The sequence below is a fragment of the Streptoalloteichus tenebrarius genome (genome assembly GCF_024171885.1).
Classification (GTDB): domain Bacteria; phylum Actinomycetota; class Actinomycetes; order Mycobacteriales; family Pseudonocardiaceae; genus Streptoalloteichus; species Streptoalloteichus tenebrarius.
Window position 1 is genome coordinate 90,844 of sequence record NZ_JAMTCP010000016.1, and the last position, 23,766, is coordinate 114,609.

Annotated in this window: 25 protein-coding genes; 8 read left to right on the top strand and 17 right to left on the bottom strand. The window is 71.3% G+C overall.

Features of this window, described 5'->3' with window-relative positions; genetic code table 11:
- Positions 1-231 precede the first annotated feature (231 nt).
- The 3 genes from LX15_RS15630 to LX15_RS15640 are packed head-to-tail and all read left to right on the top strand — an operon-like array spanning position 232 to position 2,540.
- Positions 232-630 carry a nucleotide pyrophosphohydrolase gene (locus tag LX15_RS15630; RefSeq protein ID WP_253670311.1) on the top strand — a complete coding sequence of 133 codons (399 nt, stop codon included), beginning with the start codon at positions 232-234 and terminating at the stop codon, positions 628-630.
- A 40-nt stretch (positions 631-670) separates the two neighbouring features.
- Complete coding sequence (locus LX15_RS15635) at positions 671-2,068, top strand: amidohydrolase (RefSeq protein WP_253670312.1); 1,398 nt, start codon at positions 671-673, stop codon at positions 2,066-2,068.
- A gap of 49 nt (positions 2,069-2,117) precedes the next feature.
- Positions 2,118-2,540 carry a MarR family winged helix-turn-helix transcriptional regulator gene (locus tag LX15_RS15640; RefSeq protein WP_253670313.1) on the top strand — a complete coding sequence of 141 codons (423 nt, stop codon included), beginning with the start codon at positions 2,118-2,120 and terminating at the stop codon, positions 2,538-2,540.
- Between the two features lie 18 nt (positions 2,541-2,558).
- Here the strand turns inward: LX15_RS15640 and LX15_RS15645 are convergent, their stop codons facing one another.
- From LX15_RS15645 to yczE, 3 genes are all read right to left on the bottom strand, one after another.
- A complete protein-coding gene (locus LX15_RS15645) occupies positions 2,559-3,122 on the bottom strand; it encodes a hypothetical protein (RefSeq protein ID WP_253670314.1) in 564 nt (187 codons plus the stop codon).
- A gap of 287 nt (positions 3,123-3,409) precedes the next feature.
- A complete protein-coding gene (locus LX15_RS15650) occupies positions 3,410-4,231 on the bottom strand; it encodes a hypothetical protein (protein ID WP_253670315.1) in 822 nt (273 codons plus the stop codon).
- Position 4,232: 1 nt separating this feature from the next.
- Complete coding sequence (gene yczE, locus LX15_RS15655; RefSeq protein WP_253670316.1) at positions 4,233-4,880, bottom strand: membrane protein YczE; 648 nt, start codon at positions 4,878-4,880, stop codon at positions 4,233-4,235.
- A 60-nt stretch (positions 4,881-4,940) separates the two neighbouring features.
- Between yczE and yczR the strand changes: the two genes are divergently transcribed.
- Entirely contained in the window at positions 4,941-6,395 is a 1,455-nt protein-coding gene (yczR, locus tag LX15_RS15660) for a MocR-like transcription factor YczR (RefSeq protein ID WP_253670317.1), read from the top strand.
- A 528-nt stretch (positions 6,396-6,923) separates the two neighbouring features.
- On the opposite strand, the gene LX15_RS15665 is transcribed toward yczR, so the two are convergent.
- From LX15_RS15665 to LX15_RS15680, 4 genes are all read right to left on the bottom strand, one after another.
- A complete protein-coding gene (locus LX15_RS15665; protein WP_253670318.1) occupies positions 6,924-8,282 on the bottom strand; it encodes a hypothetical protein in 1,359 nt (452 codons plus the stop codon).
- 535 nt (positions 8,283-8,817) lie between these two features.
- Positions 8,818-8,940 (bottom strand): DUF445 domain-containing protein, encoded by a 123-nt coding sequence (locus LX15_RS15670; protein WP_253670319.1) that lies wholly within the window; start codon positions 8,938-8,940, stop codon positions 8,818-8,820.
- Between the two features lie 194 nt (positions 8,941-9,134).
- On the bottom strand, positions 9,135-9,350 hold the full coding sequence (locus LX15_RS15675) for a DUF397 domain-containing protein (protein WP_308213473.1): 216 nt from the start codon (positions 9,348-9,350) through the stop codon (positions 9,135-9,137).
- A gap of 4 nt (positions 9,351-9,354) precedes the next feature.
- Positions 9,355-9,960, bottom strand: coding sequence for a Scr1 family TA system antitoxin-like transcriptional regulator (locus LX15_RS15680; protein WP_372502730.1), 606 nt, complete (start codon positions 9,958-9,960; stop codon positions 9,355-9,357).
- 366 nt (positions 9,961-10,326) lie between these two features.
- Here LX15_RS15680 and LX15_RS15685 point away from each other — a divergent pair, with 366 nt between their 5' ends.
- Complete coding sequence (locus tag LX15_RS15685) at positions 10,327-10,800, top strand: hypothetical protein (RefSeq protein WP_253670320.1); 474 nt, start codon at positions 10,327-10,329, stop codon at positions 10,798-10,800.
- A gap of 215 nt (positions 10,801-11,015) precedes the next feature.
- On the opposite strand, the gene LX15_RS15690 is transcribed toward LX15_RS15685, so the two are convergent.
- From LX15_RS15690 to LX15_RS15705, 4 genes are all read right to left on the bottom strand, one after another.
- Positions 11,016-11,627, bottom strand: a complete 612-nt coding sequence (locus LX15_RS15690) for a DUF3558 domain-containing protein (RefSeq protein ID WP_253670321.1) — start codon at positions 11,625-11,627, stop codon at positions 11,016-11,018.
- A gap of 3 nt (positions 11,628-11,630) precedes the next feature.
- Positions 11,631-12,050, bottom strand: coding sequence for a hypothetical protein (locus LX15_RS15695; protein WP_253670322.1), 420 nt, complete (start codon positions 12,048-12,050; stop codon positions 11,631-11,633).
- 942 nt (positions 12,051-12,992) lie between these two features.
- Positions 12,993-13,340: a hypothetical protein gene (locus LX15_RS15700; protein WP_253670323.1), complete on the bottom strand. Its 348-nt coding sequence runs from the start codon at positions 13,338-13,340 to the stop codon at positions 12,993-12,995.
- Positions 13,341-13,420: 80 nt separating this feature from the next.
- Positions 13,421-14,269: a phage major capsid protein gene (locus tag LX15_RS15705; RefSeq protein ID WP_253670324.1), complete on the bottom strand. Its 849-nt coding sequence runs from the start codon at positions 14,267-14,269 to the stop codon at positions 13,421-13,423.
- A 124-nt stretch (positions 14,270-14,393) separates the two neighbouring features.
- Between LX15_RS15705 and LX15_RS15710 the strand changes: the two genes are divergently transcribed.
- Positions 14,394-15,029 carry a tyrosine-type recombinase/integrase gene (locus tag LX15_RS15710; RefSeq protein WP_308213474.1) on the top strand — a complete coding sequence of 212 codons (636 nt, stop codon included), beginning with the start codon at positions 14,394-14,396 and terminating at the stop codon, positions 15,027-15,029.
- A gap of 114 nt (positions 15,030-15,143) precedes the next feature.
- Here LX15_RS15710 and LX15_RS15715 read toward each other — a convergent pair whose 3' ends face one another.
- A complete protein-coding gene (locus tag LX15_RS15715; protein WP_253670351.1) occupies positions 15,144-16,352 on the bottom strand; it encodes a DUF445 domain-containing protein in 1,209 nt (402 codons plus the stop codon).
- Positions 16,353-16,524: 172 nt separating this feature from the next.
- Between LX15_RS15715 and LX15_RS15720 the strand changes: the two genes are divergently transcribed.
- On the top strand, positions 16,525-17,646 hold the full coding sequence (locus LX15_RS15720) for a pyridoxal phosphate-dependent aminotransferase (RefSeq protein ID WP_301304679.1): 1,122 nt from the start codon (positions 16,525-16,527) through the stop codon (positions 17,644-17,646).
- On the opposite strand, the gene LX15_RS15725 is transcribed toward LX15_RS15720, so the two are convergent.
- From LX15_RS15725 to LX15_RS15740, 4 genes are all read right to left on the bottom strand, one after another.
- Positions 17,612-20,476, bottom strand: coding sequence for a CHAT domain-containing protein (locus LX15_RS15725; protein ID WP_253670326.1), 2,865 nt, complete (start codon positions 20,474-20,476; stop codon positions 17,612-17,614). The two genes, LX15_RS15720 and LX15_RS15725, sit on opposite strands and share 35 nt — an antisense overlap.
- Positions 20,476-20,913 carry a hypothetical protein gene (locus LX15_RS15730; protein ID WP_253670327.1) on the bottom strand — a complete coding sequence of 146 codons (438 nt, stop codon included), beginning with the start codon at positions 20,911-20,913 and terminating at the stop codon, positions 20,476-20,478. The genes LX15_RS15725 and LX15_RS15730 overlap by 1 nt, the downstream gene beginning before the upstream one ends.
- The gene (locus tag LX15_RS15735; protein ID WP_253670328.1) at positions 20,910-21,506 is read right to left on the bottom strand and encodes an RNA polymerase sigma factor; all 597 of its coding nucleotides are present in this window, start codon (positions 21,504-21,506) and stop codon (positions 20,910-20,912) included. The genes LX15_RS15730 and LX15_RS15735 overlap by 4 nt, the downstream gene beginning before the upstream one ends.
- A 149-nt stretch (positions 21,507-21,655) precedes the next feature.
- Positions 21,656-22,177, bottom strand: coding sequence for a CGNR zinc finger domain-containing protein (locus LX15_RS15740; RefSeq protein WP_372502731.1), 522 nt, complete (start codon positions 22,175-22,177; stop codon positions 21,656-21,658).
- A 108-nt stretch (positions 22,178-22,285) separates the two neighbouring features.
- Here LX15_RS15740 and LX15_RS15745 point away from each other — a divergent pair, with 108 nt between their 5' ends.
- Entirely contained in the window at positions 22,286-22,675 is a 390-nt protein-coding gene (locus LX15_RS15745; protein ID WP_253670329.1) for a VOC family protein, read from the top strand.
- Positions 22,676-22,870: 195 nt separating this feature from the next.
- Here the strand turns inward: LX15_RS15745 and LX15_RS15750 are convergent, their stop codons facing one another.
- On the bottom strand, positions 22,871-23,743 hold the full coding sequence (locus LX15_RS15750) for an NAD(P)-dependent oxidoreductase (RefSeq protein WP_253670330.1): 873 nt from the start codon (positions 23,741-23,743) through the stop codon (positions 22,871-22,873).
- Between the last annotated feature and the right edge of the window lie 23 nt (positions 23,744-23,766).

A 23,766-nucleotide genomic window follows, 5' to 3' on the forward strand; every position in this document is an offset into this window, starting at 1 on the left:
GCCGGGGCCGCTCAGATCCTCGTGCTTGGAAGCCGCCCCGGTGGGCGGCCTGCCTTTTGTCATGCCCGGGACGCCCGTCGACCTCTGGGGGCTTCGGGCTTCCGGTTGGCCCTGCGGCTTCCTTTCCTAGTGCCGGATGAGTCTCGGTGGAGAGGACCGCCACAGTGCCGCCGATGGGGCGAGGCCGTTAGCCCCGCTGGTCCCTGACGTCCGCTCCGTACCGTTCGGGGTATGGGGTCGTACGAGGAGTTGGCGGGTCGGCTCGGCGAGTTCGCCGCGGCGCGGGAGTGGGAGCGGTTCCACACGCCGAAGAACCTGGCGATGGCGTTGGCCGGTGAGGCGGGCGAACTGGTCGCCGAGTTGCAGTGGTTGACGGACGAGGAGATCCGCGCGGCGCTGGCCGAGGGGCCGCTGCGGGACCGTCTCGCCGACGAGGCGGCGGACGTTCTGCTGTACCTGGTGCGGCTCTGCTCGGTCTGCGACATCGACCTGGTGGCGGCGGCCCACGCGAAGATCGCGCGGAACGAGCGTCGCTACCCCGTCGAACTCGCGCGGGGGAACGCGCGGAAGCACACCGAGCTTCGCCGACTGCCTGACTCTTCCGACGGTGGTGAGGCGACGGCCGACTGATCGCCGCGCGCGGGGAGGCACCCACATCTATGGTCGTCCCGTGGGGCACCGAGGAGCTTCGGCCGGTGTCGGTCGGGGTGGCGGTGACGACGAGCGGCTGCGGGATGTCGCGCGGCGCGCCGCGCGGCGGGCCGGGGACGTGCTGTCCGATCTGGAGGGACGCCTTCCCGAGCTCCGGGCGTTGTACGAGGACCTGCACCGGAATCCCGAACTGTCGGGCCAGGAGCGGCGCACCGCCGCGATCGTCGCTGACAGGTTCGCCGCAGCCGGGCTGACCACGACGCCAGGTGTGGGCGGCACGGGTGTTGTCGGACTGCTGCGCAATGGCGACGGTCCGGTCGTGATGGTGCGGGGCGACATGGATGCGTTGCCGATCGCCGAACGCACCGGACTTCCCTACGCCAGCACGGCGTCGGGTGCGCTGCCCGACGGCAGTGCGACTCCGGTGATGCACGCGTGCGGTCATGACGTGCACACCGTCGCTCTGATCGGCTCCGTGGAGGCGTTGGCCCGCGCGCGGGACACGTGGTCGGGCACGCTGCTCGCCGTCGCCCAGCCCGCCGAGGAGACGGCGGAGGGCGCGCTCGCCCTGTTGGCCGACGGCCTGTTCACCCGCTTCCCGAAGCCGGACGTCGCGGTGGGCCAGCACGTCCAGGCGTTGCCGGTGGGTCTGGTGGCGCACAGCCCCGACGTGCTGATGTCGGCGGCGACGAACGTGGAGATCCGGATCTTCGGGCGGGGCGGCCACGGCTCCTTCCCCGAGGCCGCGGTGGACCCGGTGGTGGTCGCGGCCTTCCTGGTGGTCCGGTTGCAGACGATCGTCTCCCGCGAACTGGCCCCGGCCGAACCCGCCGTGGTGACCGTCGGCGCGCTCCACGCGGGCTCCCGAGCGAACGTCATCCCCGACGAGGCGCGCCTGTCGGTCAACGTCCGGGTGCGGAGCGACGCGACGCGGGACAGGGTGGTGGCGGCGATCCGCCGGATCGCCGACGCCGAGACGCGGGCGGCCCGGTGCCCGAGGGAACCGGAGATCACGCTCTCCGCGCGCTTTCCCCTGACCCGCAACGACTCCGCGCTGGACGGTCTGATCCGCGCGACGCACGAGGAGTTCCTCGGCGAGGGCTCGGTGATCACGATCGACCCCGTGATGGGCAGCGAGGACTTCGCGTACTACGGCCTTCCCGGGCCGGGGAGGTACGAGGGCGCGCCCGTTCCCTACAGCTTCTGGTTCTTCGGCGGGACACTCCGCGAGACGTGGGACGAGACGCCGGGCGCGGGCCTGGCCAAGCTCGGCGCGCTCCCCGGGCCGCACACCGCCACCTTCGCGCCGGACCCGGACGGATCACTGGCGACGGGTGTCCGCGCTCTCGTGTCCGCCGTGCTGGCCAGCCTCGCCTCGGAGGAGGGCGCGCCTCCGGGACACCCCCGCCAGGACTAGATCAAGAAGCGCGTTCCTCGGCCGGTCGAGTGATCATTAGGCTGGTCCCGTGACACACGGGGGCGACGAGGACCAGGCGCTGGAGTTGGCCCGCGTGCTGGTCGGCGTCGCCGAGCGGCTGAAGGTCGAGTTCGCCTCGGCCGTGCACGACGTTGGCCTCACCCCCCAACAGGCGGGACTGCTCATCTGGCTCAGGGAGCCCACGCCGATGCGCGTGCTCGCCGACCACCTGCGCTGCGACGCCTCGAACGTCACCGGCATCGTCGATCGCCTGGAGGTCAAGGGGTACGTGGGTCGGAAGGCCGATCCCCGCGACCGGAGGGTCAAACTGGTCGTGCTGACCCCGGAGGGCGAGGAGGTCGCCGGGCGCCTGCGCCGGGGTGTCGGCGAACGGGACGCGGTGCTGGCCGGGCTCACCACCGGGCAGCGCCGCCAGCTCCTCGACCTCCTCCGCCCCCTCGTCGACGACTGACGTCGCCACGCGGCGACGCTACGGAGCCCCGACCGGCGCCGACCGGGAGATGTCCCGCGTCGCCTCCTCCGGCAACAGATGGCTGAGGAGGAGCTTCACCAGCATCACCGGGGCGAACCAGGAGATCGCGGCGGGAACGGTGGTCAGGGCCGTGACCACGGTCAGGGCGAGTGCCGTCACGCCGAACGCGACCGGCCGACGCGACCGGTCCGGCGCGCACACCACGGCCACGGCCGAGGCGAGGGACACCGCGTAGACCGTGGCCGCCGTCGTCCACGGCAAGCCCGGCACGACCAGGGCCAGCAGGAAGGGCTGGACGTGGACCGCGACGAAGACCAGGTGGTGCCGGTTGGTGCGGCCCTCGCGGTGGTACCAGCGCTTGGCCGAGTGGGTGGCGTTGACGACGGCGCCGCCGAACAGGTCGAAGGCGACCAGCGCGACGACGACCACGGCGAGCAGGGGCAGGCCGGCGTGGAGCGTGAGGGCCAGGGCCGCCACCGCGCCGGCGCCGGCGGCGCCGAAGCTGGCGACGACCTCGCCCCGGGAGGCGCCGGGAGCGACCAGGCGTTCGACCAGGGTCATGCGTGGTTTCCCTTCAGGATCGGGCCGACGGCGGTCCCGTCTCGGTGAACGGCAGATGGGAGATGATCAGCCGCACCGGGAACCGCTCGGTGGCGTCCCATGTCCAGCGGGGACCCTGATCCCCGTTCGGCCGTCACGTCCTCGATCTCCGAGGTGTCGTAGCCCTGTCGGGCGAAACCGCCGGGCGCGTCGTGAATCTCCGCCCGTCGGGCGGCCTGTCCGCTCTCCTGGGCATGTCGGGATCATGGCCGATCGACCGAGCGTGATCGAGGGAGTTGTCGGCGTCGTCACCGCGGTGGCGCGGCCCCGTCGAACCGGATCACGGCCAGGCTCTGGTCGTCGTGCCGCTTCGAGCGCGGCCACCGCCGCCCGTCCGGATCGCTCTCCTCGGCGGCCCTGACCCGGTCCAGCACGGCGTCGGGGCCGTGCCGCTCGGCGCAGGCGAGGAGGGCGGACCAGTCGGGGAAGACGCCGTAGTCCTCGACCCCGCAGGACACCCCGTCGCTGGCCATGACCACCGCGCGCACGTCGGCCCTCGGCCAGCTCGCGCGCACCGCCTGGTGGGCGGCGGCGGGCACGGCCTCGGCGACCCAGAACCCGCCCTCCCGGTTGCGCCACTCCCGCACCCCGCGCGCGGAGGCGACGAGAGTCGCCCAGTGCTCGTCGTCGAAGCCGCCGCCGGCACGCAGTCGAGGCCCGTAGGCGACGGTGCGGGGAACCTGGGCCAGGCGGTGGTCGGCCACCACGTGCACGTCGGCGTCGGTGAACGCGACGACCGGGCTGTCCGCGAGAACCAGCCCCTCCACCACCTCGTCGTCCCAGCGCACCAGGGCGACCGTGCTCGACGGGGACTCGCCCGGTCGGAGGTCGTGTGTGGTGACGACGTCCTCGATGGCGGCGGCGAGGACGTCGGCGAGGTCCGTGCCCGTCCCGTCGGCCAGGCGGGTCCGCAGCGCCTCGCCGAGCCGCTCGGCGTACCAGCCGCCGTCGTGGGCGGTGGGCAGCAGGGTCGTGGCCCCGTCGAGCAGCGCGACGGCGTTCGGGAGGACCACGACCCGGTCCTCGGTGCGTCCGGCCCCCGGCCGCTCGGCGATCATGACTCGTGGCATGTCAGGCGAGCGTACGCACCGGGGGCGCGACAGGGGTGGAGACCACGACGCGGGGCAGGAAGAGCTGGATCAGGGGCCCGATCGCCAACGCGTACACCACCGTGCCGGCCCCGACCGTCCCGCCGAGCAGCCAGCCCACCGCGAGCACGGACACCTCGATCCCGGTCCGCACCACCCGGACCGACCACCCGGTGCGCGCGCAGAACCCGGTCATCAGGCCGTCGCGGGGGCCGGGGCCGAGCCGCGCGCCGATGTAGGCGGCACTGGCCAGTCCATTGAGGACGACACCGGAGAGCAACAGTCCGATCCTGGCCGGCAACGACGAGGGTGTGGGGAGCAGCGCCAGGGTCAGGTCGACGGAGAGCGCGATCATCACGACGTTGGAGACCGTGCCCACTCCGGGGCGCTGACGCATCGGGATCCACAGCAGCAACACGGCGACGCCGGTCATGGCGGTGATCAGTCCGAAGCTGAGGCCGGACCGTTTGGTCAGGCCCTCGTGCAGCACGTCCCACGGGTCCAGGCCCAGCTCGGCGCGGACCTGCATGCCCATGGACGCGCCGTAGAGGGCCAGGCCCCCGAAGAGTTGGAGGAGCCGGCGCGCCGGCCGGTGGGACAGCGGCAACGGGGTGAGATCGGGACTGGCCATGGCCTCATCAAAGGGGCCATTGGCCTGGCATTGAAGAGCCAATTCTGCGAAATTGGCTTGATGGAACCAGTGTTCTCGACGGGTGGTCGGGTCTCCGGCGCGTCATTGGCCCGCCTTCTGGGCGCCTGGCGACAGGGCGACCGCCGGGGCTCGGCCGACCTCGCCGGCGCGGTCCGGGTGCTCGTGCTCGACGGGCGGCTCACCGTGGGGACCCGGCTGCCCGCGGAACGCGAGCTGGCCGACGCGCTCGGCGTGAGCCGCACCCTCGTCACCGCCGCGCTGGACCGGCTCAGGGAGGACGGGCTCGTCGCCAGTCGGCGCGGCGCCGGGACCTGGATCGCGATGCCGGTCGGCTCGGCGCGGCCGGGCGGGACGGGGACCGCGTCCGCCCCCGACATGCTGGACCTGAGCTGTGCCTCGCCGCCCGCCCTCCCGGAGATCGCGAGCGCGTTCGACGCCGCCCGCTCCCGGATGCCCGCGCTGTTCGCCGAGCCCGGATACCTCCCCCTGGGGCTGCCCGAGCTGCGGGAGCGCATCGCCGAGCGGTACACCGCGCGCGGTCTGCCCACCCACGCCGACCAGGTGCTCGTCACGAACGGCGCCCAGCACGCGTTCGCGCTCGCCCTGCGGATGCTCGTCGGGCCGGGTGACCGCGTGCTCATGGAGAACCCGAGCTACCCCAACGCCATCGACGCGGTACGGGCCAGCCACGCGCTACCCGTCGCGGTGGCCGTGACCGACGAGGGATGGGACGTCGAGGGGATGGAGGTCATGCTGCGGCAGGCCGCGCCCCGCCTCGCCTTCCTCATGCCCGACTTCCACAACCCGACCGGCACCTACCTGGACGCCGCCGGGCGGGAACGGCTCGGGGCGGCGGCGCGCCGCACCAGGACACCGGTCTTCGTCGACGAGACCCTCGTCGACCTGGCCCTGGAACCGGACGTGGTCGAGGCCCCGCCGCTGGCCGCGTTCGCCGAGGACCTGGTGATCACCGCCGGCTCGGCCAGCAAGACCTACTGGGGCGGCCTGCGACTGGGGTGGGTGCGCGCGCCCGTCGAGATGGCGCGGCGCATGGTCGCGATCCGACCGGCGCTCGACCTCGGATCGCCCGTGCTGGAACAGCTCGTGCTCGCCGAGCTGTTGGCGGCCCCGGCCACGGTGTTGGACCGGCGGCGGGCGGAGTTCCGCCGACGCCGGGACGTGTTCGTCGCGGAGCTGCGGGAGCGGTGTCCGGCGTGGGAGGTCCCGACCCCGGCCGGTGGCCTCGCGCTGTGGTGCCGGCTCGACGGCCCGGTGAGCACCCGACTGGCCGTCGCCGCCGAGGGCCTGGGTGTGCTCGTCGCGCCGGGGTCGAGGTTCGCGGTGACCGGTGGCCTCGAACACCACATGCGCCTGCCGTTCACGGCGCCCGAGGACCAGTTGGCGGACGCCGCCCGGCGACTCGGGCTCGCCGCGTCGGCGGTGGGGGGAACGTCGCTGGCGGCCGAGCCGCTGGCCGGCCTGGCCATCACCTGAGACGGGGCGGGCGGCGCGGAAACGGGGCGGAACGGGAAAGAGGTGGCCCCCACCGGAGTGGAGACCACCTCTTTCGCCGTCGGGCACGGCCCCTCGTCGTGCCCGACGACGTGACGTCCCGTTACGGGAACCGTCGGTCCGACCGCGCGCCCCGCCGACCGGGGGCGGTCCGTGGGGCGGTGGGTCGGCAGCCCCGGCGTCGCGGGGGCAACGCGACGCCGGGGCCAGATCCCGTCGCGACCGGGCGCGGTCGGTCGGGACGGGTCTTTGCTGAGTGGAGCGCTCACGCCCCACCCTTCCGGGGCGGCTCACCCGGGGGACTGACTTGGTGCGCCGGTCCCGGTGGTTCGGGGCCGTCCGGCGCTGGCTGCGCCGGGGGCTCGCGGGGGATCGCGGGGTCGGGTTCCTCGACTGGCGGGGCCGTGGCCGGAACCGGCGTGGGGGACCGTGGTCGAAACCGGTCGGGGGACGCGCCGGGAACGCACGGGGACGGACCCGGCACACGCCGTGCCGCGGCGAGGCGCGCGATCAGTCGGGCGAGGTGGCGGGGCGGCGGGGAAGACCGCCGACCGCGGCGGATCCCGCCGAGCGCTCGGCCCTCGTCCCGGCGGGCTCGGGGACCGACGGCTGGTGGAACAGCACACCGGCCACGCCGCGGGCACCGCCGGCCTCCTGCGCCCCGCCCGTCGCCAGGGAGGAGGGCGAGGGAAGGGGGAGCGGAGGCGGGTCGGGCAGCAGCGGCGTCCGGTTGTCGCCGTCCGGGACGGTGCCGTCGGCGTTCTCCACGCCGGTGTCGGCGGCCGTGGGCTCCGGCAGGGCCGACAGGGAGGGGATCCGCGGAACCCGGAGGGCGCCGGCCCCGCCGTCGACGTCGGTCGACGCCGTGGGCGAGGCGGGCGAGCCCACCGGTTCCGGGGCGGGGTCCGTCGGGTCGGTCGTCGTGTCCTCGGCTGGCGCGTCCTCGGCCGGCGCCGGGCCGTGGCCCGGTCGCGGGGCGGGCGGGCCGACGAGGGCGGGACCCGGCCGTCGGCCGGTCGCGGCGGAGCCGGGGTGCGAGGGCTGGTGCGGGCGGTGGGCGGGCGGGCCCGCCTGCTCGCCTCGCGCGTGGCCCTCGTCGAGGTCCTCGCCGAGGACGAACCCGTGTTCCATCCCGTCGTCCACCGACATCGCCGACATCGCCGACACAGCGGACACAGCGGACACAGCCGGCCCGCCCGCCGTGTCGGAGGCCTCGGCCAGACCGGTCAGCGGCGCGGGCAACGGGAGGTCGGCCAGCCGGCCCTCGAGTCGTTCGAGGTGTTCGAGGCGGACCTCGGTGGCGCGGCCCAGCGGGTCGGCCCACGGCCCGAACCCGGAACCGGCCGGCGCCGCCGGCGTCGTCCCGCTCCTGACCCGGCCGACGTTCACCAGCCCGTTCGTGACCCCGCTGATACCGCCGCTGAGACCGCTGCCGATGTCGCTGGGGCCACCGGCACCGCTGATGCCATCGATGGCGCCGACCCCGCCGACGACGGCGCGGACGACGCCGAGAACACCGAGAACACCAGGGCCGTCCTGGCTGGTGTTGGTCGGCCTGCCGGCTCCTCCTGACGGGGCGACATCACCCCGCCGGTCGCACGGGTTCGGGAGGTTTCGTCCCAGGAGGCCCTGGTGACCGTGGACACCGGCCCGCGCCGGAGCTTCCGCCGGTCGCCCGTTCTGCTCCGCGACGACCGCCGGGCTCGACGAGCCGTCGCGGACCGGTGCCTCGGTCGCGGACGCGGTGGCGGTGCTGGCCAGCCAGGTCGCGGCGGTCAACCCCACGGTCAACCCGCCGACGGCGGCCAACCGCAGCACGGCGACGCGCAGCCTCTCTCCCCAGCCGCGCGCAGTGCCGGTGCCGCTCACCGCCACCACCACCCGTCGCCAAACCCGGTCTCGTCACGAGTGCCCGAACTCTACCGATACTTCATGGTTGGCCCTGGCCTGCGGCTTCGCGAGGGCTGGCGGCAAGGAACACCCGGAAAGGCGGTGTACAGCCACCGTCCGTGGCCGTGGTCCGGGTGAGGGTCACCGAGCGTTCCCTCGCTGGGACGGGTGACGCGCCAGTCGCCTGGTCCGTCCTTTGTGGACGGACGTGGTCGGGTCGTTCCGAGTCTCAAGAGGACAGTTCCGCCTCCGGTGGGTGGGAGCCTGCCGGGTTCGGGGCCAGTAAACCCCGCTGCGACCGGGCCCGCTCGGTAACGCGCCGCCGAGAGGAGGACGCCGGGGCTCCGGAGTTGTCCACAGTCACCCGAATTTGTCCACAGCGGAGCTTTGTCCTCTTGGGCGGGCTGCTGCGCGCGGATAGGCTGGACGCGGGGTCGCCCCCCAGGGCGGGTGGGGGCTGTCCGGGAGACGAGGAAGCTGATCTCCGGGTTGCTGTTCCTGGCTGGCGCGCGGGTCAGAGGAAGAGCTGCGAGAGGGTGTGGATCAGCAGGCCCGCGAGCGCGCCGACGACGGTGCCGTTGACGCGGATGAACTGACCAAGATCAAGTTTACCGGCCCATAGCGCATCAGGTCGCATAGCGCAAACCCGCTGCTCAGGAGCGGGCAGCCCCCTCGGGCGCTTCTCCGGTGTCCGAGGGGGTTCCCGCGCGTTCTCGACCTTGTGCTGACTTCGTGCTGACGCTTCACCCCGGGCGGGGCCGAGCGGGCACATGTGATCAGAGAAGGCTGAGGGGGTACCCGCCTGACGGGTACCCCCTCGGTATGTCAGGGTCAGCTCAGGTCGAGTAGCCCGGCCCTGATCGTGCGGACGAAGGACGTCCACTCGGCGCGGCTGAACAGAAGCGCCGCCCCGGTGGGGTTCTTGGAATCGCGGTAGGCCGTGACGGGTACGGCCAGCGGAGCGACCTCAACGCAGTCGTTTCCGCCGTTGCTCCGAGTGCTCTTGCGCCACGGAGTGACGACGTGCAAGTCAGGCGCAAGAATCACGGGGTCACTCTCCTAGGTTTTGAATTTGCCGGTCAAGGAGTTGCAGCGTTTTCGCTTCCGGAAGCGCTGCCTTCCACACCTGGTCGAACGCCTTGACGTAGATGTCCGAGCCTGGTGGCCGGTCATGGTATACGCCTTCACTCAACACCTCCACGTAAACGAAGGTGGACGCGGGCTCGCCCAAATACAGGACGGTGAACGAGGTTCCGAGCGCCGTATACGCTCCAGCGTCGAACATGACCTCTTCCTGAAATATGTCGATTCGACGCGCGCCTGCCTCCAGCGCTGAATACGTCTGCACGTGCTCCGCTACAGGCACGGCAGCAGCCGGGTCACGCCTACGGGATTCGCGGCCCAACTCACGAACTTCGTGAGCCTCAGCCGGGCTCAGCGCGTAGAGGTCAACCAGCCGATCGACCTCGGCCGGCGCGAGCTTGCGCTTCCCGCTTTCGACGAGTCCAACCTTCTGGACGTACGACCATTCCATGGCCGCCGCGACCTCGCCCTGACGCAGACCGACGCGCTCTCGATAGCGGCGTGGCAAGGCTGCGCTCGGAGCAAGATCACCGATTGGACGAGAGAAACTGTGTGGTGACAGTTGTAGCTTCACAGTCGCGGACCGGCACAGTGCGTGAGCAGCCCGGTACAGGACGCCACGGCAAGTGACGGGCTCGCTGTGGCGCAGCGCCGGTCAAGGAGAGCGCAGGGAGAAGCCGCACTGCGCCGGTCCGCGGCCAGGACTGAATCGACGAAGGGGGCTCGATGAGCGCCGTAAGCGCACTCACCACGGATCCGGCAGTGGCAGTTGCCACAGCAGGCTTCGGGCTCGTGGCCTTGATCGTCGTGGGGACGCTGGTCCTGGTCGCTGTTGAGGAGTTACGTACTCGACGGCAAGACCGCCGGGCTGCCGCCGAGGCCGCCCGTTCCTCGCGAAGCTACAGGTGGAACACGCTGATCTGTCGCACCGGATTCGGGCATGGAACAGTGGAACGCTCAGCGGTCACAGCATGTGCGAGACGACGGCACGACCTCCAAAAGCTTCTGTAGGCGCGCGGTGACGATCATGAGTACGATCGCTGACCTGTTGCCGTACCCGGGACAGCACCCCGGAGAGCCCCCTACCGCGATGCTTGCCCGCTGGGCGGACAATGCAACTCGTGACGCGCGAATGTACGAGCTGCGAGGGGAACAGGATCTTGCACGGCTGGCCTACCTCCGCGCGCTCATCTATGTCAGCGCAGCGGAGGAAGTCGATCTGGCCGGAGCTGACCGAGTGGTTGGCTCGCACCGAACGCTCGCGGCGGGACTCGCGCATGACCTAAACGAACTCGAACGCGCGGGGGTCCCGATCGAGACCCTAGCCATGCCCTACATCATCGGCTGCGCTCACCAGGCCGTCGCCGCCGGCCTGAGCGGAGAACCGTGCGAGTACATCAAAAAGTGGTCCTGATCGGGGCGCAGAGACTTCCGCAGTGATGACGGCACACCACACGGCGGAAGACAGGAAACCGCAACAGACTAGTAGGGAGGGGCCCTCACGCTTGTTGGACGCTACCGCCCCCCTGCCCTGATACCCCTGGGGTAGGAACAGGGCGGCAGCGGCACAGAGCGGGGGCGGACCTTGGGAGCAGAGCCCAAGATCCGCCCCCGCACCCAAGCGGAATATTAGCCCTGGCCCTTCATCGTCTTCACAATCTCGGTCGCGAGTGCTTTCACCTGCCTACACGGATTGGCGGAGTCCGGGGACCGCTGGGACAGTCGGACCGTGACGCTAAAGCTCAGCTTGTCACTGACCCCAACCTCGGAATCACACATTCCGAGAGACACTTCCTTTCCGCCAAGCAGGACACCAGGATAACCCTCTGCGTCGAACTGCTCAAAAACCGTGGTGAAGTTTTCCCGGTTTCGGTAGACCGCCGCAAGTCCGTCACGACTGGTGGCAATAGTCACGGTAAAGCTCATATTCGACGGACCCGATGAGTCGGACCAGCGACAGTAGGGGTCCGTGTTCTTGCCTGGCTCACCCGCGGACTGGACATTGAATGCCCTTAGCTGAGTTGAGGTAAGAACACTGCACGGGTTCTGCGTGTACTTGGTGACGTCCAACGGCTTTGCGACGCGGGGGACGCCACTCGGGACTTCCCTGGCGCTGGTCTCGGTCCCGCTGGTTGTGGAACTTCCGCCAGTGAGTTGCGCGTCTCCCGTGGTCGGCCCACATGCGACCAGCGGGACAACCCCAAGGATGGGGACAACCAGCTTAATTATCCTCTTCGCCACGTTTTAGCTCCGCTTGTTGAACCCGTCCCGGTTGACGTCCTCGGCGTTATCGTAGGACTTCATGGCCGCTTCGAGACTCTTAATCATGCTGTCGATGTCGCGCCACTGCCGCTGATTCGCGGTCAAGTAGTTGTCAACCAGTTGAGGCCCCATCCGATCGGCTGCCTTCGGACTGAATGGGTCCTTCCCCATGGGATCAACGCGGCGCGCCGCTACCGCGAGATCGGCGGCGGCTTCCAATTTCTTCTTGGCCTCTTCCAGGTCCTTGATCAGTTCGGGTATACGGTCCCGCTCCACGGCGAAATGAACGCTACCCCGACCACTGGCGTTGGTCGCCGCCGCTGCTCCCGCCGCCGCGACCGCTCCCGCTGGTCCGGACACCCCCGCTGCGGCTGCCCAGAAGCCGCTCACCATGTCAGCCACGGGCGTTCACCCCCAGGAAGGTGCTGCCCTGCTGTGGTGCGCGTTTGGCGTCTATGGGCATGGACATGCAGACATACCCCCTTGCGATGACGGCACGTCGCTGACCGTAGCAGCGCGTCACCCATCGGGGAGGACGCTTGCGAAGGATGCCTCGGAAGCCGGTGTCACCCGGTCCTGGCCGCTTCGTCCCGGCGCTTGCGTGCCGTAAACACGGAACCAGGCCCACGCGCTTGCGCGTGCTCTTAGCATGGCCGTCGAGGCGAAGGGGTTAACGGTCATGGTGACGGCCAGGTCCTCGCAGCAAAGCTCAGCGCAATCGACATTTGCGGGTGGCCGGTCCCCGCTCAACTCGTCTCGCTTCACAGCGCGGATGTTGCGAAAACCACTTGAAAGCCCGTACACGATGACGGCGCCGCTATACGCGCCGATCTAGGAATCCCCCAGGGGGTAACTCCCCCTGGGGGCTCCACATATCAGCTTGTTGAGATCAAATCTAACCGCAGTCGCGTCGAGACCGCAAATCGCAAGCGCACGCGGTTTCCTGCGCAGTCTCCCGCTGCCGCGTAAACCTCACAAACGCCCGGCGACAGGGCGTGCGGATGCTCAGCCGCTAGCGTGCAGCGGAGTCCTGCCCTGCCTGTGCGCGTGCCCTGTCCTCACGCAGCCACGCACGCCGGTCGACGTACCCGGACATGTACCTGTCCAGGGCGGCCATTACCTTGTCCAAGTCGGCCATTTCCTCCACGAGCGCCTTTCTCTCCCGATCGCGTGCACCAAAAAGGAGCTGCTGCCAGTAACGCCCTCGCAGGGTGGTGTCGCGTATGTGGACCTCTTTGCACAGGGCGGAGCAGAAGCGGTACCCCTTGACGACCTGGTGGACGCGCACGACACCGGGACAGGACGAACGCTGACACCTCCGTGGAACCATGAAAATCCTCTTGGTTAAAACCTGAGAACCTCGGCGAAGATTGCCGCGGGATCAACATCGAAACCACCCGAACCCTGTGACCAATCTGCCGGTCGAGCTTGACTCGCACGGATTTCCTTGACGAGCCGGTCCAGCTCGGCTGCGTCGGCTTCAATTTCCTCGGGACTGTTCCCTCGGACCATGCGGGCGAAGGTAAGTGCCTGCTGTCCGCTGTAGCCGGCCGCGAGGGCGGTCTTGAGCCGAATCAGCTCCAAAGCCTCGGGACTCAAGCCGTCGCCCCCGGTGGCGTCACCTTCGGTCGGCGCGTTCGGGGCGTCAGCGGCGCTCGCAGGGCTCTTTTCGGACGTCTCGATCTCGCTCACGGCTTCTCCCTCCTGGGTGGGGACGACGCACCGGGGAAGGGGCAGGCAGCTGGGCGGCCGCCTGCCCTGACTCATCCCCGTCAGGCCGTGGCCCTAACGATCTTCACAACGGCGCTCGGCTGCGTGAACGCGAAGCCCACACGGTGAACGAGTCGGAGCAGTGCCTCATAGGTGTTGAACGCGGCGTGACGGGACGCCTCCAACTCGGCGGGGGTGCGCTGCACGACGGTGACCCGCTCGCGCGGGATCGCCCACACGTGGCCCTTGGTCACGGCTGGGGAGGTGAACAGCGGGTATCCGAAGATGACCCGCCGCGTGGGGTTGCTCGGGTCGATGCCCAGCAAAGGAGCGTTGCTGTCCTTGGTCTGCTTGAGCTTGGCCAGTTCCAGCGCGTCGGCCGGGTTGGCCACGAAGGAAATACCCGTGGTAAGCCCGTGATCCTCAATTCGGGACAGGGCCTCGGCGAGCGGGTCGAGGTTGGAGAACGCCGCCGGAGCGCTGACGGTGGTGACTCCGGTCAGTGCCTCCAGACCGGCCGGGGCTGGGGCGGGCAGGGAGCCAAAGAACGCCGCGTCGATCTTCTTTGCAGCGTCGATCACCATTCCCTTGCCCACCATCAGCAATGCGGGAGGTCGGGAGTCGTTAACCATCTCCAGTGACACCCCTGTCAGGGCAGCCAGCTTCGGCGGCCGGACCACGGTCTCGGCCAGCTTGGGTTCGGTCTCGGTGATCGGCGCACCCTCGGTGAACCAGCCGGCTTGAGGCGTGTCCACGACCAGCGGAACTCGGTAGGTCTGTGCGTCGGTGTGCACCACCGTCGAGACCTGGAACGCCACGGCTGTCTCCTGCAACGGTCCGTAGAACACAGCATTGCCCCGCTCATCCGGCAGGATCGCGGTCGCGTTCGGGCTGGACTCGTAGAACGGCATTCGGTGCTGTTACTCCTTTGGGTATGAAAAAAGCCGCTCCCGGCTGGGAAGCGGTATAGCTGAGAGCCCTTGCAAGGGCGTAAAGCTGCCCCGTGCCACAAATTCGCGCGCCAACGAAGACGAGATCCCGACGATTGCCGAGATCAGGCAGATTGAGCAGGGGCTTCCGGAGAACCTCAAGCTCGCGGTATGGCTGATGGCCGGCGCAGGGCTCCGCGTGGGTGAGGCGATGGCCGTGTCCGCGAAGTGCGTTCGAGGGGAGACGTTACGAGTCTGGCAACAAATGTCACTGGCCCCCGACCCGGAAACGGGCAGGTACGTGACGCACCTTGCGCCCCTCAAGCACCGAGCCGAGGGGGACTACCGAGACATACCGATCCCCAAGTTCCTACGGGAGAAGGTCAAGGAGCACATCGCGCAACATGGCACCCTCTCAACGCCAGAGGCAGAGGAGATGCTGTTCCGAACCAAGATTAACACCCTGATGTCAGTCGACAACTTCCGGCACCATTGGGACAAGGCTGTGGGGGCTCTCAAGCTCGCCTACACGCCTCATGACCTTCGGCACTACTTCGCGTCCACGGCGCTTCATGGCGGCGTGGCGCTCAACGAGGTCTCGGCGTGGCTCGGACACAAGTCGATCAAGACTACGGTGGACATCTACGGGCACCTCACCCAGGAGGCTTCCGCACGCATGCGCCGTGTGATGCAGGAGGCTCTTTCTGCGTCGCCTGTGGCGACTCTTCCGAAGGCGGCGTGAGTGCTGACTCGGCCGGACGTGCTGACTTGGTGCTGATTCTCTGGGCTCCCAAGCCCCTTCCATCCTGGGCTCCCGACCGGTCCGGCGAGCTACCTCAGTAACCAAAGACGCGGGTCAGAGGAAGAGCTGCGAGAGGGTGTGGATCAGCAGGCCCGCGAGCGCGCCGACGACGGTGCCGTTGACGCGGATGAACTGGAGGTCCCTGCCCACCTGGAGTTCGATCTTCTGGGAGGTCTCCGCCGCGTCCCAGCGTTCCACGGTGTCGGTGATCAACGTCGTGATCTCCGCGCGGTAGTTGGTGACGAGGTACGCGGCCGCGCCCTCCAGCCAACCGTCCACCTTCTCCCGCAGCGCCGCGTCCGAGCCGAGCCGGCCGCCGAGCGAGACCAGGCCGTCCCGCGTGCGTCGCCGCAGCTCGCTGGAGGGGTCCTCGGCCGCGTCCAGGATCATCCCCTTGGCCGTGCCCCACGCCGAGGCGACGACGTTGCGCACCTCGGGGTGCTCCAGGACCTGCTGCTTGACCTGCTCGGCGCGGGCCATCGTCTCGGGGTCGTGCTGGAGGTTGTCGGTGAACTCGACGAGGAACTTGTCCAGCGCCTGCCGCATCGGGTGGTTCCTGTCGGTCTTGACCGCCCACGCGAACGCCAGCGCCTCGGTGTAGACCTTGTCCCCCACCAGCTCGTCGACGAAGCGCGGCGACCAGGTCGGCGCCCGGTTGGACACCACACGCAGCACCGACTCGTGGTTGTCCCTGACCCACTCGTAGGCCTGGTCGCAGAGCAGGTCGACCAGCCGGTGGTGCGTGCCGTCGGCCACCACCTGGCCGAGCAGCCGGCCCAGCGGCGGCCCCCACGGCCGGTCGACGAGCCGGCGCACGACCGCGTGCTCCAGCACCGCCTGCACGTCCTCGTCGCGCAGCACGGTGACCAGCCCGCGGACCGCCGTGGCCAGCTCGGAGGTCACCCGCTCCGCGTGCTCGGGCCGGGCCAGCCACGCCCCGAGCCGTCGGGCGACCCCGACCCGGCGCAGCTTGTCCCGCACGACCTGCTCGGACAGGAAGTTCGCCCCGACGAAGTCGCCCAGGCTCCTGCCGAGCTCGTCCTTGCGGGTCGGGATGATCGCCGTGTGCGGGATCGGCAGGCCGAGTGGCCGCCGGAACAGCGCGGTCACGGCGAACCAGTCGGCCAGCGCGCCGACCATGCCCGCCTCGGCGGCCGCCCGCACGTACCCGACCCAGGCGGCGGCGCCCTCCGACTCCCGCCAGCGGGCCACCGCGTAGACGACGGTCGCGACGAGCAGGAGGCCCGTGGCCACCGCCTTCATCCGGCGGAGCCCTCGGCGTTTCTCGACCTCGGCTGCGGTGAGCTGCTGCACTCCCCGATTGTCACCCGATGTGGTTCGGTGTCGCCGGGAGAAACTGGCAGTATCACGTGCTGTGCACAAGCCGCCCCTGAGCAGCAGGCTGCGACCGTTCACGTCGACGATCTTCGCCGAGATGACCGCGCTGGCCCAGCGCACCGGCGCGGTGAACCTGGGGCAGGGTTTCCCCGACACCGACGGGCCCGAGCGCATGGTCGAGGTGGCGAGCACGGCCCTGCGGAACGGGATGAACCAGTACGCGCCGGGGCCCGGCGTGCCCGAGCTGCGTCGCGCCGTCGCCGACCACCAGCGGGAGCGCTACGGGATCGACCTGGACCCGGACACGCAGGTCCTGGTCACGGTCGGGGCGACGGAGGCCGTCGCCGCGTCCCTGATCGCCCTGGTCGAGCCGGGCGACGAGGTGCTGTTGCTGGAGCCCTACTACGACTCCTACGCCGCCGCCGTGGCGATGGCGGGGGCCACGCGGCGCGGCGTCCCGCTCGCCGAGGACCCGGAGACCGGCCGGTTCGGGCTCGACGTGGCCGCGGTGCGCTCGGCGGTCGGCCCGCGCACCAGGGCGCTGGTGTTGAACACCCCGCACAACCCGTGCGGAGCGGTGTTCACCAGGGAGGAGCTGACCGCCCTCGCCGAGCTGTGCCGGGAGCGCGACCTGGTGGTGATCTCGGACGAGGTCTACGAGCACCTGGTCTTCGCCCCGGCCGGGCACGTGCCGATCGCCACCCTGCCCGGGATGTTCGAGCGCACCGTGACCATCTCCAGCGCGGGCAAGACGTTCAGCGTCACGGGCTGGAAGGTCGGCTGGGCGAGCGGCCCGGCGGAGCTGGTGGCCGCCGTGCGGGCCGCCAAGCAGTTCATGACCTTCGTCGGGCCGGGGGCGTTGCAGTTCGCCACCGCGCACGCGCTGCGCGAGGAGCGGCCGTGGGTGGAGCGCCTGCGCACGGACCTCGCGGGCAAGCAGCAGCGGCTGGCCGAGGGCCTGGCCGAGGTCGGGTTCGCGGTGCGGCGGAGCGAGGGCACCTACTTCGTGTGCGCGGACATCCGGCCGCTCGGTTTCGCCGACGGGCTGGAGTTCTGCCGTCAGCTTCCCGAGCTGGCCGGGGTGGCGGCCGTGCCGGTGCAGGTCTTCACCGACGACCCTGACCGGTGGCGGCACCTCGTGCGGTTCGCCTTCTGCAAGCGCGACGAGGTGCTCGCCGAGGCCGTCAGTCGGCTGGGGCGGCTGCGCGACCGCGCCTGACCGGGCGCTGGCCGTCCCGGGCGGGACCAGGTCTGACCGGGCGCTGGCCATCCCCGCATGACGTCTCGCCCTCGCTCACGCCGCCACCGCGTCCTCCCGGGAACGCGGACGGCGGGAGCGGGGTGAGGCCCGCGCCGAGGCACTGGAAGCCGAGGTGCCCGTGCCGAGCCTGGGCCTCGGCGAGCGCCTCGGCCGGGGACCGGCCCGCGCGCGTCGCCGCGTGCAGCGCCGTCATCAGGTCGGGAGCCTGGTCGTCGGGGACGGGGAGGACGCTGGCGACGAGGGCCGTCGTGCCGACGCGGAGGAGCGCGGAGGCCAGGCCCAGCAACTCGTCGCCGACGCGGACCCCGGAGGAGCCGACCTCGCACGCGGACAGCACGACCAGCCGTGGCGCCCGGCGGAGGCGGTGCAGGTCGTAGGCGTAGAGCGGCCCGTCGGCCATGTCCAGCGACGACAGGAGGGGCTGGTCGCCGCGGAACGTCCCGTGCGCGGCGACGTGGAGGATCGCCGCGCCCTCCGCCGCGTGGAGAACCGCGTCCACTGTGGACGAAGACCCGGTGAGGAGGCGCCCGCCGTGTCGGGCGTGGAGCGCCGTGGCTTCCCGGATGGTGTGAACGAGGCCAGGTCCCGCCACCCACACCGGCGGTCCAAGTGGCGCGGGGCGTGGCGCGAGCGCCCTGATCCAGTCCGATGTGGACGGAGCAGTGGTCAGGGGGCGGCCCCGGCAGGACGGCAGAGCCGCCCAGGGAAGGTCGTGGAGCGCGCCCGTGGGGACGATGACGAGCGGGACGTCCCCGCCCAGTGCTGGCCGCAACAGGGCGTCGAGCTGGCTGGCCACTGCCCTCGCCACCCGCGTGGCTGATCGGCGGGAGGTCGACGTTCGTCCGATCACCTGCTGGGACAACGCGAACCGGAGTCGGCGGACGTCCGAGACGACCTCGGCGAGGCGGCCGAGGCGGTGGAGCCGGGCGCCCGCACGGGACAGGGCGACGACCCAAATCAGTCCACTGTGGACGAAGAAGCTGAGCAGGGTGGCGTCGCCGAGCGCGCCCGTCAGCTCGGCGCTCGTCGGCGGAACGCCAGGGACCCCCGCTCTGAAGTGGGCCAGCGCTCTGCGGCGGACCCGCTGCTCCTGGCGTGTGACCGACGGATGGGCGGACTTCACGAGCCGGTGGGCGCGACGCGCGCCCATCATGGTGGCGCGGAGCGCGGCCAGTTCGGTCGCGAGCGCCGGATCGACGGTTGCGAGCGCCGGATCGACGGGCGCGGGGGGCGGATCGACGAGCGAGGACACCGGGTCGACGGTCGCGAGCGCGGGATCGACGGTTGCGGGCACCGGGTCGACGGGCGCGGGTACCAGGTCGACGGGCGCGGGGGTCGGACCGGCGGACGGAGCGGCCGGTCCCAGTGGAGGGCGGCTCAGGAGGCCGACGCGACGCCGTTCCGTCCATCGCAACACCGCCCGCGCGTTCACGCGTGGTCTGGCCAGCAACGAGCCCAGGGCGTGGTCGGCGAAGGCGACAGTCATTCCGGCGACAGGTGCCTGCGCTTCGAACACGCCGAGCAACGGCAGGTGCGTGAACAGGACGCGGAAACCCTCACGAGCGGCCCGCATCAGGCGGGGGTGGTCTCCGTCGAGTTCGGCGAGCAACACCCTGGCGCGCCAGGCCAGGACGCGGAGCGGCGCGGGGCCTCGCGCCCGGGACTCCGGCAGTCGCCCCAGCACCCGTCGAGCCAGATGTTCCTGACCGTGGCCGATGGCCCGGAGCGCGCCGTCGAGGCGCAGCTCGGCGGCGGCCACGGGCCATCCCTGATGTTCGCACCGCAGCGCGACACGGGGGACCGCGCGAAGCCGGGACAGTTGGTCCTGGGCGAGTTCCGCCCGGAGCTGGACGGCGCGCGCCACGGCGGCCCATGGGCCCCGACCTTGCCGTCGAAAGGCGCGGAGCGCCTGTTCGGCCGCTGTCGCGGCGAGTTCCGGGCGTCCCATCCGCAGGGCGCACCGGGCCAGGGTGAGCCGGGCCTCGGCCAGTCGCGCGGGCCGTCCGGCCCCCGACAACAGTGCGCAGGCCCGCTCCAGGACCGCGCCGGCCTCGACGTGGAGGCCGGCGAGCTGGAGCGCCTCAGCCCGGTCCAGCAGGATCTCCGGACGCCGTCGGGGTTCCAGGCCTTCCCGCACCGCGTCGTCGAACAACGACAACGCCCGGAGGACGTCACCGGACGACAGCGCGACGAACCCGAGGTTGTGCGTGCAGGAGGCGGCCCGCAGCGGCTGGGCGACGTCCGTCCACAACGCTCGGGCTCGGAGGAGGTCCTCCTCCGCCGCTCTCCCGTGCCCCCGGTACGCCGCCGCGACACCCCGTGCGGTCAGGACGTTCGCCAGCCACCACCGGTCCCCGTCGAGGTGGGGGAGCGCGGAGGTCAGCGCCGCGACCGCCGCCGCGTGCCGGCCCCGCGCGCTCAGACCCAACCCCGACAGGCAGTGGGCCCGGCCCACCTGCGAGCCGGCGAGTCTCGACCACACGGACCGGAGCCGCGCCGCACCGGCCCCGGTGGTCCCCCGCTCGATGTCCAACCAGACCAGGGAGAGCTGAAGCTCGACGGCGAGGCGCTCATCGCCGATGCGCCGCGCCTGTGCCAGTGCCCGCAGGCCCTCACGGCGGGCGGCCGCGATCTCTCCCCGCTCGGCGTGGGCGAGGCAGAGCGCGTGCCGCGCGATTACCCGGCCCCGGGGATCATCTGCTGCCTCGGCCAGCGTGCGGGCCGGGAGGAACACGACGTCTGGCTCCCGTCGGGCGAGATCGCGCAGCCGTTCCGCCTCCGCCAGCACTAGACCACCAACCAGGGCGTCGCGACCGGGTCCGCGCCGGGGACGTGGACGACCAGGCTGACCGGCCCGGGGTGGACACCCGCAAGCCGGAACCATCCGAGAGGGTCGGAGACGGTGGCGGACGCACCCACGGGAGTGCGCGCGGTGATCCCAGCGGGGCTGGGCGACACCAGGCCGACGAGTTCCCATGTGCCGTCACGGCTCTCCGTGAGCTGCACGGTGACACCGGCCGACGGGCCGTCGAACTCCCACTGCCGTCGTGCGCGTCCCGTGCGGAGACCGCTGTCCGGGGCCGGTTCGCGCTCGGAGACCAGGCGCAGCAGGGCCGGACCGCCGGCCACGAGGCGCGCCGCGTGCCCTGCGACGCGGACGCGATCGGGGACGGGGTCGATCCGGCGGAGCAGGTCCACCAGCGTCCACAGGGGATTCCCGGTCACCGCGCGGCCCCCGACGGGACCGGCCCCGGGAGCAGACCGGCCTCGGCCAGCAGGCCGCGGAGCGCGCGCAGACAGCGCGTCCTGACCGGTCCCACGCTGCTGGGGCGGAGATCGAAGGCCCGGGCGAGATCGGCGTAGCTCGTCCGGGGATCGACGGCGAGCATGCGGAGAAGGTGTTGGCAGCGCTCGGGAAGCCGGGAGAACACCCGCCACAGCGCGGCGTCGTGCTCGTCCCGCAGGACGCGGTCCTCCGGCCCCTCCACGGGCGTCGGCGGGACCAGGTCGAGGTCGACGGGCGGTTCCCGGTGGCGCGCGGCGCGCACCCGCGCCGCCTCCCGTCGGGTCGTGGTGACCAGCCACGCGGGCAACCGGGCCGGGTCCCGCAGCGCGGGGAGCCGCTGGGCCAGGCGGAGCCAGGTCACCTGGCAGACGTCGGCGGCGTCGGCGGCGTCGAGTCGGTGCCGTCGGGCGACGGCCCAGACGAGGCCGGCGTACCGGTCGACCAGGCGACGCCAGGCGTCGTGGTCACCGCGGACGGCGTCGGCGACGAGTCGGTGGAGGTCGTCTTCGGAGCTGGTGCGGCGGTCGCTCATGGCGCTTTGAAGGCGCGCTGCGCGCCCCGCGCTCCCCGGCGCCGCCCGGACAGGCGGTCATCCCACCCGACGGTGTGGGGCCGGACGGCGGGCGGGAACCCGCCGTCCGGCCGTGGACAGGGTGGTGTCGTGAGGGCCGGTCGACGCGGTCAGCGCGCGGCGGCGCTGCGGGCGCGTTCCCGCCAGTTGCGGGCCTTCTCGCGGTTCCCGCACACGCGCATCGAGCACCACGTGCGGGAACGGTTGCGCGAGCGGTCGTAGAACGCCCACCGGCAGTCGTCGGCCGGGCAGATCTTGATGCGCGCCCAGTGTCCGGTGAGGACGAGCCGGTAGGCGGCGGCGAGCACGGTGCCGAGGGCGTCCGCCGCGGTCAGCATGGGCACGCCGGCCAGCAGGTCGATCCGCACCGACCAGCTCGTCGTGCCCGCCGACTCGCCTCCGGCGACCGCGGCCCGCAGCGCGTCCCTGACCGGCCGCGCCCTGGCCGCGGTGGGGGGTGGGCCGAGATCGCGCCCCAACGCCCACGTCCGCCAGGAGTCCTCCTCGGAGAGCGTGTCCGTGCCGTGTTCGACGTCGCACGTGTTGAGGAAGGCGAGCACCAGATCGATGTCCTGTTCGACGTCCCAGTCGGCGAGCGGTTCGACATGGACGCCGGCAGCCAGGCCAGTCACAACACCACTGTAGGGGGAACGGGGGTTGTGCGCCCGTGGTAACCGCCATAGTTTGGTCGACGGTTACGCGCCCGTGGCGGGGTCACGGGCCGTGAGGAGGAGGTCGACATGTCCGTCCCGACCCGGTCGCTGAAGGTGGGCGCGGTGGTGCTGGACTGCCCGGACCCGACGGCGCTCGCGAACTTCTACTCCGCCCTGCTCGGCTGGCCCTCGGTCGAGGCGGACGGGGACAACTCCTGGGTGACCCTGCGCGACCCCGCCGGTGGGCCGAGCCTGTGCTTCCAGCGCGCGGCGGACTACACGCCGCCCACCTGGCCCGACCCCGAACGGCCCCAGATGCTCCACCTCGACGTCGAGGTCGACGACCTTCGCGCGGGGCACGAGCACGCGCTCACGGTCGGCGCCCGCCCGCTGGAGGTCGACAAGCTCACCGCCGGCTCCGGCTTCAACGTCTACGCCGACCCGGCGGGCCACCCGTTCTGCCTGGTGGTGGACTGACTCGCCGCCGGTGACCCCCGTCGGCTCGGCTCGACGTTCCCGGGGAATCTCCCCTGGCACCTCCTCGACGTTCCGGCGCGAGTGACGCGCCAGCCCGGTCGGATGACGTGATGGTCGTCCGACCGGGCTGGCGGTGCCCGCGTCGCGAGGGGGACGCCGGGTGGCGGCGTCCCTGACGGGACGGCGGCGACGGGCTCAGCCGGCGGTCCCGCGGAACACCTTGTACAGGCTGGTGAAGCTGTCCTGGTCGAAGCCCTTCGCCATGCCCTTCTGGAACACGTCGAGGACCGCGGTCGGGAAGGCGGTGTCGACGCCGGCGTCGTCGGCGGTGTGCACGATGTGCTCGACGCTGGCGACGCCCATGGCGAGGCGGTCGACGTCGCCGGGGTGCTCACCCGCGTCGATCCTGGGCGTGTAGAACTCGAAGAAGCCCGGCAGCGACCTCGCGGTCCGCGCGGCGTACGGCAGGAACTCCGCCGCGGAGATGCCGTTGGCGTCGGCCATCGCCAGGGCGTGCAGCCAGCTCAGCATGGAGGTCCAGAAGACGTCCATGAGCATCTGGTAGTACAGCGCCGCCAGGCCGGGGTCCTCGCCGCGGTAGTCGGTGCCGGTCAGCACCTCGAGCGCGGGGCGGTGGGCCTCGAAGACGTCCTGGGGGCCGCTGTAGAAGGTGGAGGACTCGGGGTCGCCGAGGCCGGACGGCGGCACCTGCACGCCGCCCGTCAGGTGTTGTGCGCCGCGCTCCGCCAGCCAGGCCGCCGCCTGCCGCGCGCGGTCCGGGGTGTCCGAGCTGAGGTTGACGACGACCTTGCCGGCCAGGCTCCTCTCGGCCTGCTCCAGCACGGCGTACACCGCGTCGTAGTCGGTCAGGCTGAGGATCACCAGCTCGTTGGCGGCCACCGCCTCCTCGGCGGTCGTTGCCAGGGTGGCTCCCCTGGCCACCAGCTCGTCGGCCCGGCTCGCGGTGCGGTTCCACACCGTCACCGCGTAGCCGTGGTCGAGGAACACGTTCGCCATGGTCCGCCCCATCGGGCCGAGTCCGATGACCGTCACTGCCTGTGTGCTCACGTGCCGCTCCTCTGGAATGAACG

Bases quoted from the DNA above. Each gene is read 5' to 3' on its own strand.
- LX15_RS15630 (WP_253670311.1), top strand. From the start codon at position 232: ATGGGGTCGTACGAGGAGTTGGCGGGTCGGCTCGGCGAGTTCGCCGCG.
- LX15_RS15645 (WP_253670314.1), bottom strand. From the start codon at position 3,122: ATGACCCTGGTCGAACGCCTGGTCGCTCCCGGCGCCTCCCGGGGCGAG.
- LX15_RS15650 (WP_253670315.1), bottom strand. From the start codon at position 4,231: ATGCCACGAGTCATGATCGCCGAGCGGCCGGGGGCCGGACGCACCGAG.
- yczE (WP_253670316.1), bottom strand. From the start codon at position 4,880: ATGGCCAGTCCCGATCTCACCCCGTTGCCGCTGTCCCACCGGCCGGCG.
- yczR (WP_253670317.1), top strand. From the start codon at position 4,941: ATGGAACCAGTGTTCTCGACGGGTGGTCGGGTCTCCGGCGCGTCATTG.
- LX15_RS15670 (WP_253670319.1), bottom strand. From the start codon at position 8,940: ATGCGACCTGATGCGCTATGGGCCGGTAAACTTGATCTTGGTCAGTTC.
- LX15_RS15685 (WP_253670320.1), top strand. From the start codon at position 10,327: ATGGAACAGTGGAACGCTCAGCGGTCACAGCATGTGCGAGACGACGGC.
- LX15_RS15705 (WP_253670324.1), bottom strand. From the start codon at position 14,269: ATGCCGTTCTACGAGTCCAGCCCGAACGCGACCGCGATCCTGCCGGAT.
- LX15_RS15715 (WP_253670351.1), bottom strand. From the start codon at position 16,352: ATGAAGGCGGTGGCCACGGGCCTCCTGCTCGTCGCGACCGTCGTCTAC.
- LX15_RS15720 (WP_301304679.1), top strand. From the start codon at position 16,525: ATGACCGCGCTGGCCCAGCGCACCGGCGCGGTGAACCTGGGGCAGGGT.
- LX15_RS15735 (WP_253670328.1), bottom strand. From the start codon at position 21,506: ATGAGCGACCGCCGCACCAGCTCCGAAGACGACCTCCACCGACTCGTC.
- LX15_RS15745 (WP_253670329.1), top strand. From the start codon at position 22,286: ATGTCCGTCCCGACCCGGTCGCTGAAGGTGGGCGCGGTGGTGCTGGAC.